This is a genomic window from Allobosea rubneri (assembly GCF_032464875.1).
GTDB classification, from domain to species: domain Bacteria; phylum Pseudomonadota; class Alphaproteobacteria; order Rhizobiales; family Beijerinckiaceae; genus Allobosea; species Allobosea rubneri.
In genome coordinates this window covers 112,091-128,415 of the sequence record NZ_JAWDID010000001.1, presented here as the reverse complement: position 1 = coordinate 128,415, position 16,325 = coordinate 112,091, and the positions used below count along the sequence as shown (strand labels likewise).

Here is a 16,325-nt window from a genome sequence, read left to right as displayed (position 1 = left end):
CGCCAGCTGGATCCGCGGGGAGCCAGCCAGTCGCGGCGCGTTCGCAGCGTGATTGTCCAGAAGACTGCGTTTCGATCCGGGGGGTGCGGGCATGCGGCTGAATCGCGGCAGGGCTGCACTGTCGCTCACGGCTGTCCTCCGCCGGCTTTGCCGGTCTCCGGCACCGAATGGGCGCCATGGTGCCGCAATGCCAGCAGCATGCTCCGACAGCGGCGCGCCGCCTCGCGCAGCCGCCGGTGCCCGAGCTCTAGCGTGCTGACCAGTCCGAACAGTGCCGTCCGACGCGGCCGGGCATCGACGATCAGGTCCGAAACCTCGCGCCGGCCGGCCCAGAACTCCGCCATATGGCCGGTGTCGTGATGATTGCAGGAATCGACCGCTCGCAGGGCAGGGTCGGCGAGAAAGCGACCGGTCACTTCCTGATGCAGCAGCAGCCCGGGTGCACAGGCGCGATGGGCCTCGTCATAGGCTGATTTCCAGGTGAAGGCGGTCTCGCCGGATTGGACGGTGACCTGCATGGCGATTGCCCGTCCGTCCAGGCGCAGGGCGATGATCTGGGCCTGATGGCGGTTCGCCAGCGCTGCGATCGCTCGTCTGAAGAAGCTCGTCAGCACCGGCGTTCGCAGGATCGCCTGCCCGCGGCTGCTCCGGCGTCCCTTCCAGCCCGAAGCCTCGAGCGTGAGGAACTCTTCGATCGCCGGACCGACCTCGCTGCCGCCGGCATGCCGCGTGCAGCTGACGACGCCTTGCCGCGCGAGCCGTTGCTGCTTTTTTCGCAGCGCCTTGGCGCGGCTGGGCGAGACGGGACTGGTCCCGCCGCCCGAGGCCGATTTCAGCAGCGAGGGACGCAGCCGGGTTTCCAGCCGGGTGCAGGGTGAGCCGCGCCGCGCCAGAACCTCCGCGAAGACCGCGGCGACGGGCCCGCTCGCATCGAGGCTTCCAATGCTCAGAAGGTCTGGCAGGGAACGCTCGGCAGCTATCGCGTCCAGCATACCCGAAAGGGCCTGCGCAGCATCGTCACGGTCGAGCACGGGCGTGCCGAGAAAAGCGTGGTCGATCACCGGCGTCTTGAGCATCGGCACCGGCAGCAAGGGAAAGGCATGCCGACGTGCCAGCGCCCAGAGGCCGATGAGCCGACTGGGGGTATCGGGTTGGGGCGCGCTCCAGGCGAGCAGGACCGCGATCTCGGCCGCTCCGACCTCGGCTGCCGCCGCGATCAGCGAAGGTTCCAGGAAGGCGTTGTCTGCCAAGGCCCGGCCGCAGAGGTCGCGCCATTCCCGCTCGATCGTGGCGAGCCGCTGTGGCGTCGTGATCTCGACGCCGATGGTCGCCGCGGCGGCGCCTTCCGCCGCAAGGCGGCTGGAACGGTGACGCGGTTCATCCAAAAGCTCGACCGGATCGTGTTGCACAAGCTCTCTCCGAAGCTTGTGGCCATTATACGGTTCCGCCTTCGGAGGGCGCTTCTGGCAAACGGATTAACCCCATATTGACGCGGTACTCCCACCGGCACGGTTCCTCCGCTTGAGGAGCACTGCTGCTCGTCAGCCCTAAATAAAGCCGGCTAACTACATTGTTCTGAAATGGAACAGGGACCGCGACGGGAGCGGTTCGATCAAGACTGGATCGGCGCCGAGGCATTCGACGACCGCGACTGCCGTGGCAAGCATGTCGGGCATGAATAGCGTGCGGCGTTCGCCTTGCGGCTTTCGCGTGCTCGTCACTGGCGGCGAAGGCGTGGTAGCCCCGGCGCGTTACACCTGACGGCATAGCTCACGATCGTCGCAATCCCTCAGAGGCTGCGCAGGCCGAGAGCCGTGCTGGCCTCTTCGGCCATCCAGCCGAGGCGCTCATAGTCGCCGCGCCAGTACAGGAGCGCGGCGTCGTCGCCGCCGAGCCTGATCTCGCGGACGCGGCCGATGACGATGGCGTGCGAATGGCGCTCGATCAGCTCCTCGACTTCGCAGTCGAGCGCCGCGAGCGCGCCATCGAGCAGCGGTGCGCCGCTCGGCCCGCTCGACCAGCTGGCGCCGGCATAGCGCGCCGCGCCCTTCTCGCCTGCGCGACCGGCGAAGCGGTCGGCGATCTGCTTCTGCGCCGCATTGAGGAAGTTAACCGCAAAGCTGCGATGGCGGGTCAGAACCGGAAAGCTCGACGAGGCCAGGTTCAGGCCGAACATCAGCGTCGGCGGCTCCGCGGAGAGCGAGGCCACCGAGGTCGCGGTGAGGCCGGTCCGATCCTCGCCGCGGCCGGTGGTGATGACGCTGACTCCGCCCGCGAGATGGCGCAGGGCGGCCCGAAACGCCGCGACATCCTCGCGGGCCGGGACCGGCCCGGAGGCGAGCCGGGCAATGCGGGGGCCGCCTCGGCTGCGCAGCGCTGGCTCGGTCGGGGACGCCTTGGTGACAAGCGGAACGATCGTCATCGGCAACCTCACAGGATCAGGCCGGAAGGCGGGCGGCGGGGCGACGACGCGTCGCGCGCTCCCCGATGGCGGCGCGGTAGGCGTCGGCAATCGAGCCGAAATGCCGGCCGTCGAGGGCGTCGAAGGCCGGCCGGGACGAGAAGAAGCGGAAATCGGTGCCGGAGCCGACGACGAGGCCGGCCGCGACACCGCGAACCTCGATCAGGATGGTCTGGGACATGGTGCCTCCTTCGCCGGAGAGCCGGCGTTGCAGCATTCTTGAAATTCGCGTGAAGTATCCGATGATTCAGTTGCGCGAGCCGGTGCTCAGCGACATCGGGTTGTGCCGATTGGCGGCGCTTCAAGAAGAATAAGAGCTCGTATCATAAACGTGACTCCGTCATTCGGAGCCCACGATTCTCTCGTGGTGCTTTTAGCGTTGATGACGCGGTGCAAGCTGCTCCAGCAAATCCCGCGATCCAGCGAAACGATTATCGCTCGATACTGTCATTCTTTCCGGCCGATGCCGTCCGGTCAATGAAAGGGGATTTCAAAGATCTGGCGCTCAGGAGGCGGAAGCGCCTCCTAAGCGCCGTGCCGGTGGCAGAATTCCGTTGCGCCCTTGCGGCGCCGGTCCGCACGGGGCGAAAGGCTCTGGCGAGCGAGCGGGATGGATTGTCGCCCGCGATGCCATGCCGGCCGGGCGAGGGGGCGTTTAAGCAGAATGCGGCAAACGAGCCCTTTTTTCTCGCTTCCTTGGGGCGGGCGAAAACGTTTTTCGGCCTCGTTGCGTTAATTAAAAAGAACATTCGTTTGACTTGAAGAACGTTCCTTTCCCAGAATTTAGCGAGATCGGCGGTTTGTCCCGGCCGATATCCAGAATTCGTGAAAGGCGCGAGCGATGACCCATACGAACGAGCTTTCAAATTGCTTCAGGGCCGGCCGGCGTGCGTCGTTGAAGGCTTTGCTTGTTCTGCCATTGCTCGTTTCTTCTTTCGGCTTCGTCCGCGCTCAGGACGCTCTGCCGACGCAGGTTCCGGGGGGTACGAAGCTCGTCGTCGCCGACCAGAACGAGGCGCTGCAGACGCTGATGCAGGCATCCGGCGCCCAGGCGAAGCTGTCGAGCGCGGTCAGCTATGCCAACTTCCTCGGCGGCCCCGCCATTCTGGAAGCCTTCCGGGCCGGAGCGCTCGATCTCGCCACGGTCGGCAACACGCCGCCGATCCAGGCGCATGCCGCCGGCGAGCAGATCCCGATCGTTGCCGCGCGCGTCTCCTCCGAGACCGATTACTTCCTCGCCTTGCGCCCGGGGCTCAAGCTGAGCAGCCTCGAGGAGCTGAAGGGCCGCAGCATCGCCTATGGCGAGGGCACCGGGCGCCAGCCCTTCGTGCTGAATGCGCTGAAACTCGCCGGGCTGACCCGCAAGGACGTCAAGCTCGTGCCGCTCCGCGCCGCCGACTTCCCCGATGCGGTACGGACCGGCCAGGTCGACGTCGCAGCGCTGAACGAGCCGCATTTCTCCCGTTACCTCGCCGACTTCGCTGACCGCGGCGCGAGCGCGCTCCCGAAGGAGCAGAACGACAGGTTGCCGAAGAGCCTGACCTATCTCTACGCCAGCAAGAGGGCGCTCGACGACCCCGCGAAGGCGGCGGCGATCCGCCAGTTCGTCGCGGCCTGGATCGATGCCAACCGCTGGTCGCATCGCAATGTCGATGCCTGGGTCGATGCCTATTACGTCAAGCGCCAGAACCTGAAGCACGCCGATGGCCGCAAGATCGTCGAGTCCGAGGGCGCCTTTGAGTTTCCTCTCCTCGCCAGCCTGATCGCCAAGCAGCAGTCGCTGATCGACGTGATCCACGAGGCCGGCGACCTGCCGAAGCGCCTCGATGCCCGCCAGGAATTCGATCTGCGCTTCGACGACGTCATCGCCGGCAAGACCAACTGAATGCGCTCGGGAGATTTCGCATGACGCTCTTCGATCACGCGCTCGATGCGCAGGCCCTGATCGGCAGCCCGGCAAGGGAAGCCCCTGGCAGGGCTGCCGTGAGGCCCCCGCGCCTCGCTCCCGGAAAACTGCCGCCGGGTGCCATCCTCTTCGGTCCGCTCGCGCTGGTCGCGATATGGGAGCTGGCGTCAGCTGTCGGCTGGCTCTCGCCGAGATTTCTCGCGGCTCCTTCGACCGCCATCGCCACCGGCTACGACCTGCTGGTGGGTGGCACGCTCGCCGATCACTTCCTCGCTTCGGCGTTCCGCGCCTATCTCGGGCTCGGCATCGGCGTCGTGCTCGGGCTGGCACTGGCGCTCGCCGCCGGGCTCTCCCGCATCGGCGAGGCCTCGATCGACGGCCTCGTGCAGATCAAGCGCGCCATTCCCACGCTGGCGCTGATCCCGCTCGCCATTCTCTGGCTCGGCATTGGCGAAGCCATGAAGATCGCGCTGATCGCGACCAGTGTGCTGGTGCCGGTCTACATCAACACCCACGCCGCGCTGCGCGGCATCGACATCAGGCATGTCGAGCTCGCCCGCAGCGTCGGCCTGAGCCGCAGCGACTTCCTGCGCGAGGTGGCGCTGCCCGGCGCGCTGCCCGGCTTCTTCACCGGCTTGCGCCTCGCGGTGACGACCTGCTGGACCGCGCTCGTCGTGCTCGAGCAGATCAACACCAGCGAGGGGATCGGCTATCTGATGAACCGCGCCCGTGACTACGGCCAGACCGACATCATCGTCGTCGGGCTCGCGATCTACGCGATCCTCGGCCTTGCCTCCGACTTCGCGGTCAGGGCTTGGGAGCGGCGCGCACTGTCCTACCGCCGGGCGCTGGCGTCATGAACGCCGCGATCCACCCCTTCTGGCAAAGCACGGGAGCGGATGCAGCGGTCAGGCTGCGCGGCGTCTCCCGGCGCTTCTCCGGCCGCACCGTGCTGGGCGAGGTCTCGCTCGATTTTGCGCCCGGCGAGTTCGTCGCGCTGATCGGCAAGAGCGGTTCGGGCAAGAGCACGCTGCTGCGGGCGCTCGCCGGCCTCGACGACGGCGTCGAAGGCGAGGGGGCTATCGAGGTCCCGGCCGATCGTTCGGTGCTCTTCCAGGACTCCCGCCTGCTGCCCTGGAAGACCGTGCTGCAGAATGCCGTCTTCGGCCTGCGGCTGCCGGACGCGGATCGGCGCGGACGTGCCGCGCTCGCCGATGTCGGTCTGTCGGGGCGCGAGGATGCCTGGCCGAACGCGCTGTCGGGCGGCGAGCAGCAGCGCGTCGCCCTGGCGCGCTCGCTGGTCAGGCAGCCCCGGCTGCTGCTCGCCGACGAACCCTTCGGCGCGCTCGATGCCCTGACCCGCATCCGCATGCACGAGCTGGTCTTCCGCCTGATCGGTCAGCACGGTCCCACGGTCCTGCTCGTCACCCATGACGTCGACGAGGCGATCAAGCTGGCCGACCGGGTGCTCGTCATGGAGGACGGCCACATCGTCCTCGACCGGCAGGTCGGGCTGCCGCATCCGCGCCCCAGGGACGGCCGCGTCGATGCGCTGCGTGCCGATCTTCTCGCTGCGCTCGGCGTCGTCGACGCCGTCTGATCCTCATCTCAGGAGACTTTGCCCATGACGCGCGAACTGCATCTGAATCTCTTCATCAACGGCCGTGGCCATCACGAAGCCGCCTGGCGACACGATGCCTCGACATACCGGGCGCTGACGGATGTCAGCTATTACCGCGACCTTGCGCTCGCGGCCGAAGCGGCCAAACTCGACTCGATCTTCTTCGCCGACCATGTGACCCTCGGCGAAGACATAGAGCATGCGACGCGCGGCGAGCTCGAGCCGCTGACGCTGCTCGGTTCGCTCGCGGCGCTGACCGAGCGCATCGGCCTGATCGCCACCGCATCGACGACCTATAGCGAGCCCTACAATCTCGCCCGGCAATTCGCTTCGCTCGACCATCTCAGCGGCGGGCGGATCGGCTGGAACATCGTGACCTCCTGGGCGCCATCCGCCGCCGCCAATTTCGGCCTGGAGCAGCAGGCAGGCATTGACCAGCGCTATGCCCGCGCCAACGAGTTCGTCGAGGTCGTCTCCAAGCTCTGGGACAGCTGGGCCCGCGACGCGATCCTCGATGATCGGGCGAGCGGCTCCTATGCGCGCTCACAGGGCATCAGGCCGGCGGCGCACAGCGGCGCCTTCTTCAAGGTCGCCGGCGCGCTCAACATTCCGCGCTCGCCGCAAGGCAGGCCGGTCTTCGTCCAGGCCGGTTCCTCCACCGATGGGCGTGCCTTCGCTGCCCGCTATGCCGAGGCGATCTTCACCGCCCATCTCAACAAGGAAAGCGCGATCGCCTTCTACAACGACATCAAGACGCAAGGACGGGCGCTCGGGCGCAGCCCTGATCAGATCGTCATCCTGCCCGGCATCAGTGCCGCGATCGGCTCGACCGAGGCCGAGGCGAAGCGCGTCTGGGCCGAGCTGAACGAGCTCTCGCATCCCAGCGTCGGGCTGGCGCGCCTGTCCAACCGCTTCGGCGGATACGACTTCTCGCATCTGAAGCTCGATCAGGTGCTTTCGGTCGAGGATTTCCCGGACCCGGCCCTTGTCCAGGCCTCGCGCAGCCGGGCCCAGTCGATCACCGCCCTCGTCGCCCGCGAGCGGCCGACCCTGCGTGGCCTGCTGCACAGCCTCGCCGGCGCACGTGGCCACTTCACCGCGACCGGAACGCCCGAGCAGATCGCCGGCATCATCGCCGACTGGTTCACCTCGGGCGCGTCCGACGGCTTCAACGTGATGCCGCCGATCCTGCCGCAGCAGTTCGAGATATTCGCCGGCGAGGTCGTGCCCTTGCTGCGCAAGCGCGGGCTGTTCCGCAGCGAGTATCGCGACGGCACCTTGCGCGACCGTCTCGGTCTCGACCCGGTGCCCAGCCAGTTCGATCCTGCCGAGCCGGTTCGGCGCTCGGCTTAGAGCCGGCTCCGGCAATGCGCCCGGCTCATGCAGCCGGGCCTCAAGCTGCAGTCCCGTTTCCTGATCGAGCTGCTAGTCTGGGGTTCGAGAACGGTCGAAATCCCGGAGGATACGCATGCTGGAGAAGAAGCAGTTCTACATCGACGGCGCCTGGGTGGCGCCTTCGGCGCAGCGAGAGCTGGAGGTCGTCGACCCCTCGACCGGCCAGGCCTATGCGGCGATCTCGATCGGTGACGCGAGCGATGCCGACCGGGCGGTCGCGGCCGCCAAGCGCGCCTTCGAGAGCTGGTCGCGGACCGAGCCGTCCGAGCGCCTGAAGCTGGTCGAGCGCCTGCTCGAGATCTACAAGCGCCGCGCGCCGGAGATGGCGCAGACGATCAGCCAGGAGATGGGCGCGCCGATCGACATGGCGCTCACCAGCCAGGTCGGCGCCGGCGCCTACCACATCACCAACTTCATCAACGCCTTCAAGGATTTCCAATTCCTGCGCCCGCTCGGTCCGCACGCCCCCAATGACCGTATCCAGATGGATGCGATCGGCGTCGTCGGCCTGATCACGCCCTGGAACTGGCCGATGAACCAGGTGACGCTCAAGGTGGTTCCGGCCCTGCTCGCCGGCTGCACCATGGTCCTCAAGCCGTCCGAGATCGCGCCGCTCTCCTCGATGCTGTTCGCCGAGTATGTCGACGAGGCAGGCTTCCCGAAGGGCGTGTTCAATCTGGTCAATGGCGACGGCGCCGGCGTCGGCACGCATCTGTCGTCGCATCCGGACATCGAGATGATCAGCTTCACCGGCTCGACCCGGGCCGGTGTCGCGATCTCGAAGGTCGCGGCCGAGAGTCTCAAGCGCGTCGTGCTCGAGCTCGGCGGCAAGGGCGCCAACATCGTCTTCGCCGATGCCGAGCCGGGCACGGTGAAGCGCGGCGTGCTGCACTGCTTCAACAACACCGGGCAGAGCTGCAACGCCCCCACCCGCATGCTGGTCGAGCGCTCGATCTATGATCGCGCCGTCGAGGAGGCCAAGGCGGTCGCCGAGCAGGTCGTGGTCGACACCGCCCACAAGCCCGGCAAGCATATCGGCCCGCTGGCCTCGGAAGCTCAGTTCCGCAAGGTTCAGGATCTGATCCAGAAGGGCATCGACGAGGGCGCGCGGCTCGTCACCGGCGGCGTCGGACGGCCCAATGGGCAAAACCAGGGCTATTTCGTTCGTCCGACGGTCTTCGCCGACGTCAACAACCAGATGACCATCGCGCGCGAAGAGATCTTCGGCCCCGTGCTGTCGATCATCCCCTTCGACAGCGAGGAACAGGCGATCGCGATCGCGAACGACACGCCCTACGGCCTGACGAACTACGTCCAGTCGGCCGATGGCGAAAAGCGCAACCGCGTCGCCTCGCGCCTGAAGTCCGGCATGGTCGAGATGAACGGCAATTCGCGCGGGCCGGGCGCGCCTTTCGGCGGCGTCAAGGCCTCCGGCCGCGCCCGCGAGGGCGGCATCTGGGGCATCGAGGAGTTCCTCGAGCCCAAGGCGATCTCCGGCTGGGCGCCGCAGGGCTAGAACGCCCGTTAGCTAAAGGGCATCCCCCGTCATACGGGGGGATGCCTGCAAATTTGGTTGCCGGCCTCGCTCCGAGCCCGGCCATGACGGTGGTCGTGAGTTGCGCAAAGCCCGGCGGCACTGGCGGCAGGTCGCCGGGGCCTCCGTCCTGCTTCAAAAAGACGAAGCATGTCGTTGCGCGCAGCCAACAGGAGCGGCCGGATCTCGGCGCGGCGGAGAATTGCTTCATCAAGCGGCCGCAATTCGGCGTTCAATGGCCAATCGATCACGCAGCTTGAAGATTTAAGCCCCTGTCGAAGGGGGAACGGTCGGATTTCAGAGCTGCTGAGCGAGTTTGATTTTCGTCATGTACTGCTTGTCCGCTGGTCGGAGGCAGAAACTATCGAAGCGTCGGTTAGATTTTGCCTTATCGTCTAATTTCTGTTCGCAATGCCGTTGCCGGCCTTCTGATTGCGATCGCCTCTTCCGCGCAAGCGACGCCATCCCTCCTCGTCGATGCCGGCAGTCTCCAGATCCTTCGGTCGAAGGATGCCGGGCGCGCCTGGTATCCGGCCTCGACCACCAAGCTGATGACGGCCTTCGTCACCTTCGAGCAGTTGCGAGCCGGGCGCATCGCGCTCAGCCAAGACGTCGCCTTTTCGCGGAAGGCGCTCGCCCGTGAGTCGGTGCAGTCGGGCCTCGCACCCGGCAGCGTGATGTCGCTCGAGGATGCGCTTTACGCGATGCTGGCAGTGTCGGCCAACGAGGCGGCAGCCGCGATCGCCGAGACGGTTGCCGGCAACGAGGCCGATTTCGTCGCGATGATGAACGATGCGGCCCGGCGCCTCGGCATGAACGGCACGCATTTCGTCAATCCGGACGGTCTCTTCGACCGCAGGCAGGTCACCACTGCGAGGGATTTGGCGCTGCTCGGGGTCGCCATTGACCGGAACTTCCCGGAATACCTGCGCTTCTTCGATCGCTCTGAAGTCAGCGTCGACGGGCGCGTGCTGAAATCGAGCGACGAGGTCATCAGGCGCTTTCCCGGTGCGATCGGGCTGAAGACGGGCTTCGTCTGCGCATCCGGGCGAAATCTCGTCTCCCTTGCCGTCCGCGGCGAAAGGCGTCTGGTTGCGGTCGTGCTGGGCGCGACGACCGAGAAGGAGCGCAGCGAGCGCATCGCCCAGCTGTTGCAGTCCGGATTTGATAGGTCGGATGGCGGCACTCGGCCGGCGCTGCTCGCGTTGCAGAACCAGAAGGCCTCCAAGCCCGAAGATTTGCGAACCAGGCTCTGCGGCTCGCAGGCGACAGCATACGAGCGGCGGCAAAGAAAGCTCTATCCGATGGGGCATGCCGGGCACCCAAGCTTCCTGGGCGCGCCGGCTGCTCCCAGGACCTGGAAAATCCGCACGCGGAACTCGTCCGTGGCGACGTCCCCGTCATCTCCCACGCCGGCGCCGCGTCCACAGGCGCTCCGGCAGCACTGAAAGCAGGCCGGTTGGAGGGCTTGGATCGCGCCCTGGTCGGGGGCGCCTCATAGAAACCGTGGGCGAGCGAACTGAGGAACGGAACGACGGAGCGGAGGCGGGGAATGCAGGTCCGCGCTACAAGTCAGGAGTACGGTTGCGCGACCGACATCCGATGGGGCCGCGAGCGAAGCGAACCAGCTCGAGATAAAAGGAAATGGCGGACAGGGCGGGATTCGAACCCGCGATACGGTTTCCCGTATACACACTTTCCAGGCGTGCGCCTTCAACCACTCGGCCACCTGTCCGGCGCGCTGCTTATGACCTCCGGGCCAGCTTCTTTCAAGTGCCGAAGCCGACGATTATGCAGGTTGCGGCAAATTCTCGTTTATCGTTGCAATGGCGGAGGCGCGGGCGCACATCGGAAAGGCCTGCAGGCCTCTGTCGGGGCGAGGGCATGGAGGCACCGTAAACCGGTCCGCGCCGCGGCCCGGGCGGAATTGGGGGATGGTTTGCGCTTTCTGGTCAGGATTCTCGGCTATCTTCTGGTCGCGGGCGGCTTCGTCGTCCTCCTGACCGACGGTGCGCGCTCGATCGCCAACTCCGCCCTGCGCTTCACCCCTCTTGGCGAGACCCTGCTTGCCCTGTTCGGCGAGCGTTTCCGACAACTCCAGCCGGCCGTCGAGCGCAATCTGCATCCCTTGCTCTGGGACCCCGTCCTGCTCCATCTCATGCTGGTGCCGACCGCGCTCGCCGGCCTGCTGCTCGGCTTCCTCTTGCTATGGCTTGGTGCCGAGCCGAAGCCCCTGATCGGCATCGTCACACGGCGGTGAGGCGCTGGAACGAATCTCCGCTGCGTCGGCCAGCGTCTGCCGCGGCCATGCCCGCCTGAATCCGAAGGGGCACCAGGCAAGCGGTTCACCAGAGACGGCGCCGCATTTTAGACACAATCTTGCGTGGACAAGCCTGCAAACGCACGGGCCTTGCCCGTCCGCCCCTTGATCCCGCTCGCAAAGCTTCCGACACTCTCCGGCTTCAACCGGAGGTTTTCCATGAATTCGAAGCTCAAGAAGCGCCTTGGCGGGTTCGGCCTTGGTCTCGGCGTTCTCGCGCTCGCGGGCGTTGCGCTCGCCCAGGCGCCCGCCTTCTTCCGCATCGGCACGGGCGGCACCGCCGGCACCTATTATCCGATCGGCGGCCTGATCGCGAACGCCATCTCGGCGCCGCCGCAGCTGGTCTCGACCGCGGTCGCGAGCAATGGCTCGGTCGCCAACGTCAACGCGATCGTCGGCGGCGCGGCCGAATCCGGCTTCGTCCAGGCGGACGTCGCCTATTGGGCCTTTTCCGGCACCGGCGTCTACGAGGGCAAGCCCAAGGTCGCCGAACTGCGCTCGATCGCCAATCTCTATCCCGAGAGCGTCCATCTCGTCGTCCGCAAAGCCTCGAACGTGAAGAGCGTCGCCGACCTCAAGGGCAAGAAGGTCTCGCTCGACGAGCCGGGCTCCGGCACGCTGCTCAACGCCAAGGCGATCCTCGCCGCCTTCGGCGTTACCGATAAGGACATCTCGGCCGAGTATCTCAAGCCCAACCAGGCGGCCGAGAAGATGAAGGACGGCTCGGTCGATGCCTTCTTCTTCACCGGCGGCTATCCGGCGGCGGCGATCTCGGAGCTGGCCTCGACCGGCTCGGGCATCGACATCCTGCCGATCACCGGCGCCCCGGCCGAGAAGCTCGCCAAGGAATCGCCCTTCTTCGCCGCCGACGAGATCCCGGCCGGCACCTACAAGGATGTCGGCGCGGTCAAGACGGTCGCGGTCGGCGCCCATTGGGTGACCTCTTCGAAGGTCTCGGCGGACACGGTTTACGCCGTGACCAAGGGGCTGTGGAGCGATAAGGCCCGCGCCGCGCTCGATTCCGGCCATGCCAAGGGCAAGGCGATCCAGAAGGCGACCGCGCTCTCCGGCCTGCAGGGCGTGCCGCTGCATCCCGGCGCCGAGAAGTTCTACAAGGAAGCCGGTCTGCTGAAGTGACGCCCTAGGCGTCGTGCTCGGGTTCGTCCCGGGCATCTCCTGCCTGAGATTCTCGGGACGGCGCCGTGCGCCGCCCGAGAATGTGGTCTCGACCGCGCCTGATGCCGCGATCTGACGAAAGCCCGACATGACCAATCAGCCCTCCGCAGCCGAACTTGCCAAGCTCGAGGAAGAGCTCGATCCCGAGATGCAGTTCCGCAAGATGCCGCAGGGCACCGCGCTGCTGATCGGCGCGCTGCTGCTAGCGCTCTCGGCCTTCCATTACTACACCGCCGGCTTCGGGCTGCTGCGCGAGACGACGCATCGCGGCATCCATCTGGCGTTCGTCCTGGGACTGATCTTCCTCGTCTTCTCCGGCCGCAAGAGCGACGCCGGAACCATCTATGCCTCGACGGCGCTGCGCCCCGGCGGCGTGCCGCTCCATGACTGGGTCTTCGCCATCGCGGTCGCGGTCTCCAGCCTCTACGTGCCCTATATCTTCGAGGACCTCGTCTTCCGCGTCGGCAATCCGTCGACGCTCGACGTGATCATGGGCTCGATCACAATCGTCCTGATGATCGAGGCGACGCGCCGCGCCATCGGTTGGGGCCTGCCGCTGATCGCGCTCTTCGCGATGTTCTATGCGATCTTCGGCAATTGGTTTCCTGGCATCTTCCTGCATCCGGGCGCGACCTGGTCGGTGCTGGTCAACCATCTCTACCTGACCAGCCAGGGCGTCTACGGCGTCGCGCTCGGCGTCGTCGCGACTTATGTCTTCCATTTCGTGTTGTTCGGCGTGCTCGCCACGCGCATCGGCCTCGGCCGGCTCTTCCTTGGTGTCGCCGCCGCAGTCGCCGGACGTTTTGCAGGCGGGCCGGCCAAGGTCTCGATCTTCGGCTCGGCCCTGTTCGGCATGATCTCGGGCTCGTCCGTCGCCAACACCGTCACCGTCGGCTCGCTCACCATTCCGATGATGATCCGGCTCGGCTATCAGCGCCATTTCGCGGCGGCCGTCGAATCAACCGCCGCGACCGGCGGCCAGATCACCCCGCCGATCATGGGCGCGGCCGCCTTCCTGATGGTCGAGTTCCTCAACCTGCCTTATGCGACCATCGTCATCGCCGCGATCATCCCCGCCTTCATGCACTTCTTCGGCGTGCTGATGCAGGTGCATTTCGAGGCCAAGCGCAACGGCATGCGCGGCATGACCGACGCCGAGGCGCCACGACTGCGCGAGGTCTTCGCGCGCGACTGGCCGACGATCGCGCCGCTCTTCGGCCTGATCGTCGTGCTCTTCACCGGCTACACACCCTATCTCGCCGCGTTCTGGGGCATCACCGGCTGCATGCTGGTCGGCCTCGCGCATTACCGGGCGGCCTCGGCCCTGGTCTTCGCTCTTGCGATCGGTCTTGCTGCCCCGACTGAGTTCCTGCGCGTGCCCGGCGTCAACGCCGTGCTGGTCCTGGCCGTCTTCGCGGCGATGGCCCATGGCGCCCTTCTGCGCTGGGACGAAGGCCGCAAGCGGGTCAACGATCTCGTCGACGCCTTCATCCTCGGGGCGAAATACGCCATCGGCGTCGGGGCGGCCGCAGCGACGGTCGGCATCATCGTCGGCGTGGTCACGCTCACCGGCGTCGGCTTCAAGATCTCCTGGATCGTCACCTCGCTCGCCGATCAATGGGCCAATGCCGTGCTCGGCTTCGTGCCGTTCCTGCCCTTCGATCTCAAGAGCGCGACGCTGTTCTTCACCCTCGTCCTGACCGGCATCGTCTGCATCCTGCTCGGCTGCGGCGTGCCGACCACCGCCAACTACATCATCATGGTGACGGTGGCGGCGCCGGCGCTCGGCATGCTCGGGGTCAACCCGCTCGTCGCGCATTTCTTCGTGTTCTACTACGGGGTGCTCGCCGATGTGACGCCGCCGGTCGCGATCGCCGCCTATGCCGGGGCGAGCATGGCCGGCGCCGACCCGTTCAAGACCGGCAACACCGCCTTCCGGCTGGCGCTCGGCAAGGTGCTGGTGCCGTTCGTCTTTGTCTTCTCGCCCTCGATGCTGATCATGGCCCCGGGTTTCACCTGGGTGGAGCTGATCGGCTCGACCGCCTCCTGCCTCGCCAGCATCACCTTCCTGTCCGCTGCCTTTGCCGGCTGGTTCCTGGCGCCGCTGGCGATGTGGGAGCGCTTCGTGATTGCACTTGCCGCCTTGCCTATGATCCTGGCGACGCCGTTCAGCGTCGCGGCCGGGCTGGTGATCGCCGCGCCGGTGCTTGCAAGGCAGGTGCTGGCGCGGCGCGCAGCCGTTGCACCAGCATAGTTCCTGATATGTTCTTGCAACCATAGCGCGCTTTCGCTAACGTCACGCCGCGGCAACGGAGCAATGCGGGCGGGGTGGCGCTGGATGGTGACGCGGGTCGCGACGGTGGCGTTCGAGGGCATCGAGGCACGCGCCGTCGACGTCCAGGTCCAGGTCACGCCTGGCGGCGTCGCCTTCATCCTCGTCGGCCTGCCCGACAAGGCGGTGGGCGAGAGCAAAGAGCGCGTTCGCGCCGCTTTGATCGCATCGGGGCTGGCGCTGCCGGCCAAGCGCATTACCGTCAACCTCGCCCCGGCCGACCTTCCAAAGGAGGGCAGCCATTATGACCTGCCGATCGCGCTCGGCGTCATGGCGGCGATCGGGGCGAGCCCGTGCCGCTCGGCGCCCGCCTGCTCTACAAGCTCGGCGAGCTCGCCCTCGATGGCTCGATCAGCCCCGTCGCCGGCGTGTTGCCGGCCGCAATCGCCGCCTATGCCCGCGGCCAGGGTCTGATCTGCCCGGCCGCCTCGGGCCCGGAAGCCGCCTGGGCGGCGCAGGATCTCGACATCCTTGCGCCCCGCTCGCTGATCCAGCTCGCCAATCATTTCAAGGGCACGCAGGTGATGGCGCGGCCGCAGCCCGCCGTCGCGCGCCAGGCCGGCGCGCTGCCCGATCTTGCCGACATCAAGGGCCAGGAGAGCGCCAAGCGCGTGCTCGAGATCGCCGCCGCCGGTGGCCACAACCTCCTGATGAACGGGCCGCCCGGTGCCGGCAAGTCGATGCTGGCGAGCCGGTTGCCTTCGATCCTGCCGCCGCTCGCCCCGCGCGAACTGCTCGAGCTCTCGATGGTGCTCTCCATCGCCGGCCATCTCGCCGACGGGGCCTTGACCGACCGGCGGCCTTTCCGCGCGCCGCATCATTCGGCTTCGATGGCCGCGCTGGTCGGCGGCGGCATCAAGGCGACGCCGGGCGAGGTCTCGCTCGCGCATCATGGCGTTCTCTTCCTCGACGAGTTGCCGGAGTTCCAGCCGCAGGCGCTCGACGCGCTGCGCCAGCCCATGGAGACCGGCGAGGTGCTGATCTCGCGGGCTAACCACCGCGCCGTCTATCCGGCGCGGTTCCAATTGGTCGCGGCGATGAACCCCTGCCGCTGTGGCAAGGCGACAGAGCCCGGCTTCGCCTGCCGCCGCCAGCCGAACGAGCGCTGCATGGCCCAGTACCAGGCCGGCATCTCCGGCCCGATGCTCGACCGCATCGACATCACCATCGACGTGCCGGCGGTCACGGCTTCGGACCTGATCCTGCCCGCCGCCGCCGAAGGCTCGGCCGAGGTCGCGGTGCGGGTGGCGCAGGCCCGGGCACGCCAAGTCGCACGCTTCGAACGGCTCGGGCTCGAAGGTGTCACCAGCAATGCCGGCTGCCCGTCTTCGGCGCTAGACGAGGTTGCGCGGCCCGATGCAGCCGGGCTCGCCCTGCTGCGCAGCGCGGCCGAGGCGATGCGGCTGACGGCGCGCGGCTACCACCGCGTGCTCAAGGTCGCCCGCACCCTCGCCGATCTCGACGGTGAGGAAAAGGTCGGGCGCATCCATCTCGCCGAGGCGCTGTCCTATCGCTCGCGGATCGATCAGGCGGCGCAGGCGGCCTGATCGCCCATCCATGCCAAAAGGTTAACGAAATCG

At 67.0% G+C, this 16,325-nt stretch carries 12 protein-coding genes, 1 tRNA gene and 1 pseudogene; 10 read left to right on the top strand and 4 right to left on the bottom strand.

The features are described 5' to 3' along the window. Window positions 1-125: 125 nt before the first annotated feature. The 3 genes from RKE40_RS00605 to RKE40_RS00595 form a co-directional block, all read right to left on the bottom strand. Window positions 126-1,409 (bottom strand): GNAT family N-acetyltransferase, encoded by a 1,284-nt coding sequence (locus RKE40_RS00605; protein WP_316016304.1) that lies wholly within the window; start codon window positions 1,407-1,409, stop codon window positions 126-128. A gap of 380 nt (window positions 1,410-1,789) precedes the next feature. Further along, the gene (locus RKE40_RS00600; protein ID WP_316016303.1) at window positions 1,790-2,422 is read right to left on the bottom strand and encodes a flavin reductase family protein; all 633 of its coding nucleotides are present in this window, start codon (window positions 2,420-2,422) and stop codon (window positions 1,790-1,792) included. A gap of 16 nt (window positions 2,423-2,438) precedes the next feature. Continuing rightward, complete coding sequence (locus tag RKE40_RS00595; protein WP_316016302.1) at window positions 2,439-2,642, bottom strand: hypothetical protein; 204 nt, start codon at window positions 2,640-2,642, stop codon at window positions 2,439-2,441. Between the two features lie 714 nt (window positions 2,643-3,356). Here RKE40_RS00595 and RKE40_RS00590 point away from each other — a divergent pair. From RKE40_RS00590 to RKE40_RS00565, 6 genes are all read left to right on the top strand, one after another. Beyond that, window positions 3,357-4,346 (top strand): ABC transporter substrate-binding protein, encoded by a 990-nt coding sequence (locus RKE40_RS00590; RefSeq protein WP_316016301.1) that lies wholly within the window; start codon window positions 3,357-3,359, stop codon window positions 4,344-4,346. A 20-nt stretch (window positions 4,347-4,366) separates the two neighbouring features. Further along, on the top strand, window positions 4,367-5,227 hold the full coding sequence (locus RKE40_RS00585) for an ABC transporter permease (RefSeq protein WP_316016300.1): 861 nt from the start codon (window positions 4,367-4,369) through the stop codon (window positions 5,225-5,227). Beyond that, the gene (locus tag RKE40_RS00580; RefSeq protein ID WP_316016299.1) at window positions 5,224-5,967 is read left to right on the top strand and encodes an ABC transporter ATP-binding protein; all 744 of its coding nucleotides are present in this window, start codon (window positions 5,224-5,226) and stop codon (window positions 5,965-5,967) included. Before RKE40_RS00585 ends, RKE40_RS00580 begins: the two co-directional genes overlap by 4 nt. Window positions 5,968-5,991: 24 nt before the next feature. Further along, a complete protein-coding gene (locus RKE40_RS00575) occupies window positions 5,992-7,341 on the top strand; it encodes an LLM class flavin-dependent oxidoreductase (RefSeq protein WP_316016298.1) in 1,350 nt (449 codons plus the stop codon). Between the two features lie 115 nt (window positions 7,342-7,456). Continuing rightward, window positions 7,457-8,899, top strand: a complete 1,443-nt coding sequence (locus tag RKE40_RS00570) for an aldehyde dehydrogenase family protein (RefSeq protein ID WP_316016297.1) — start codon at window positions 7,457-7,459, stop codon at window positions 8,897-8,899. A gap of 401 nt (window positions 8,900-9,300) precedes the next feature. Further along, window positions 9,301-10,365, top strand: a complete 1,065-nt coding sequence (locus RKE40_RS00565) for a D-alanyl-D-alanine carboxypeptidase family protein (protein ID WP_316016296.1) — start codon at window positions 9,301-9,303, stop codon at window positions 10,363-10,365. Window positions 10,366-10,562: 197 nt separating this feature from the next. On the opposite strand, the gene RKE40_RS00560 is transcribed toward RKE40_RS00565, so the two are convergent. Next, a tRNA-Ser gene (locus RKE40_RS00560) sits at window positions 10,563-10,652 on the bottom strand. Window positions 10,653-10,856: 204 nt separating this feature from the next. Here RKE40_RS00560 and RKE40_RS00555 point away from each other — a divergent pair. The 4 genes and pseudogenes from RKE40_RS00555 to RKE40_RS00540 all read left to right on the top strand — a co-directional run bounded on the left by RKE40_RS00555 (window position 10,857) and on the right by RKE40_RS00540 (window position 16,292). After that, the gene (locus tag RKE40_RS00555; protein WP_316016295.1) at window positions 10,857-11,177 is read left to right on the top strand and encodes a hypothetical protein; all 321 of its coding nucleotides are present in this window, start codon (window positions 10,857-10,859) and stop codon (window positions 11,175-11,177) included. A gap of 219 nt (window positions 11,178-11,396) precedes the next feature. Further along, window positions 11,397-12,374, top strand: a complete 978-nt coding sequence (locus RKE40_RS00550; RefSeq protein WP_316016294.1) for a TAXI family TRAP transporter solute-binding subunit — start codon at window positions 11,397-11,399, stop codon at window positions 12,372-12,374. A 127-nt stretch (window positions 12,375-12,501) separates the two neighbouring features. Next, a complete protein-coding gene (locus RKE40_RS00545) occupies window positions 12,502-14,667 on the top strand; it encodes a TRAP transporter permease (RefSeq protein ID WP_316016293.1) in 2,166 nt (721 codons plus the stop codon). A gap of 84 nt (window positions 14,668-14,751) precedes the next feature. Beyond that, window positions 14,752-16,292 (top strand): annotated as a pseudogene (locus tag RKE40_RS00540) (YifB family Mg chelatase-like AAA ATPase). The last annotated feature ends 33 nt before the right edge of the window (window positions 16,293-16,325 follow it).

What these genes read in the sequence shown, in the direction of transcription:
- RKE40_RS00545 (WP_316016293.1), top strand. Translation starts at nt 12,502, where the DNA reads ATGACCAATCAGCCCTCCGCAGCCGAACTTGCCAAGCTCGAGGAAGAG.
- RKE40_RS00595 (WP_316016302.1), bottom strand. Translation starts at nt 2,642, where the DNA reads ATGTCCCAGACCATCCTGATCGAGGTTCGCGGTGTCGCGGCCGGCCTC.
- RKE40_RS00585 (WP_316016300.1), top strand. Translation starts at nt 4,367, where the DNA reads ATGACGCTCTTCGATCACGCGCTCGATGCGCAGGCCCTGATCGGCAGC.
- RKE40_RS00580 (WP_316016299.1), top strand. Translation starts at nt 5,224, where the DNA reads ATGAACGCCGCGATCCACCCCTTCTGGCAAAGCACGGGAGCGGATGCA.
- RKE40_RS00600 (WP_316016303.1), bottom strand. Translation starts at nt 2,422, where the DNA reads ATGACGATCGTTCCGCTTGTCACCAAGGCGTCCCCGACCGAGCCAGCG.
- RKE40_RS00575 (WP_316016298.1), top strand. Translation starts at nt 5,992, where the DNA reads ATGACGCGCGAACTGCATCTGAATCTCTTCATCAACGGCCGTGGCCAT.
- RKE40_RS00570 (WP_316016297.1), top strand. Translation starts at nt 7,457, where the DNA reads ATGCTGGAGAAGAAGCAGTTCTACATCGACGGCGCCTGGGTGGCGCCT.
- RKE40_RS00550 (WP_316016294.1), top strand. Translation starts at nt 11,397, where the DNA reads ATGAATTCGAAGCTCAAGAAGCGCCTTGGCGGGTTCGGCCTTGGTCTC.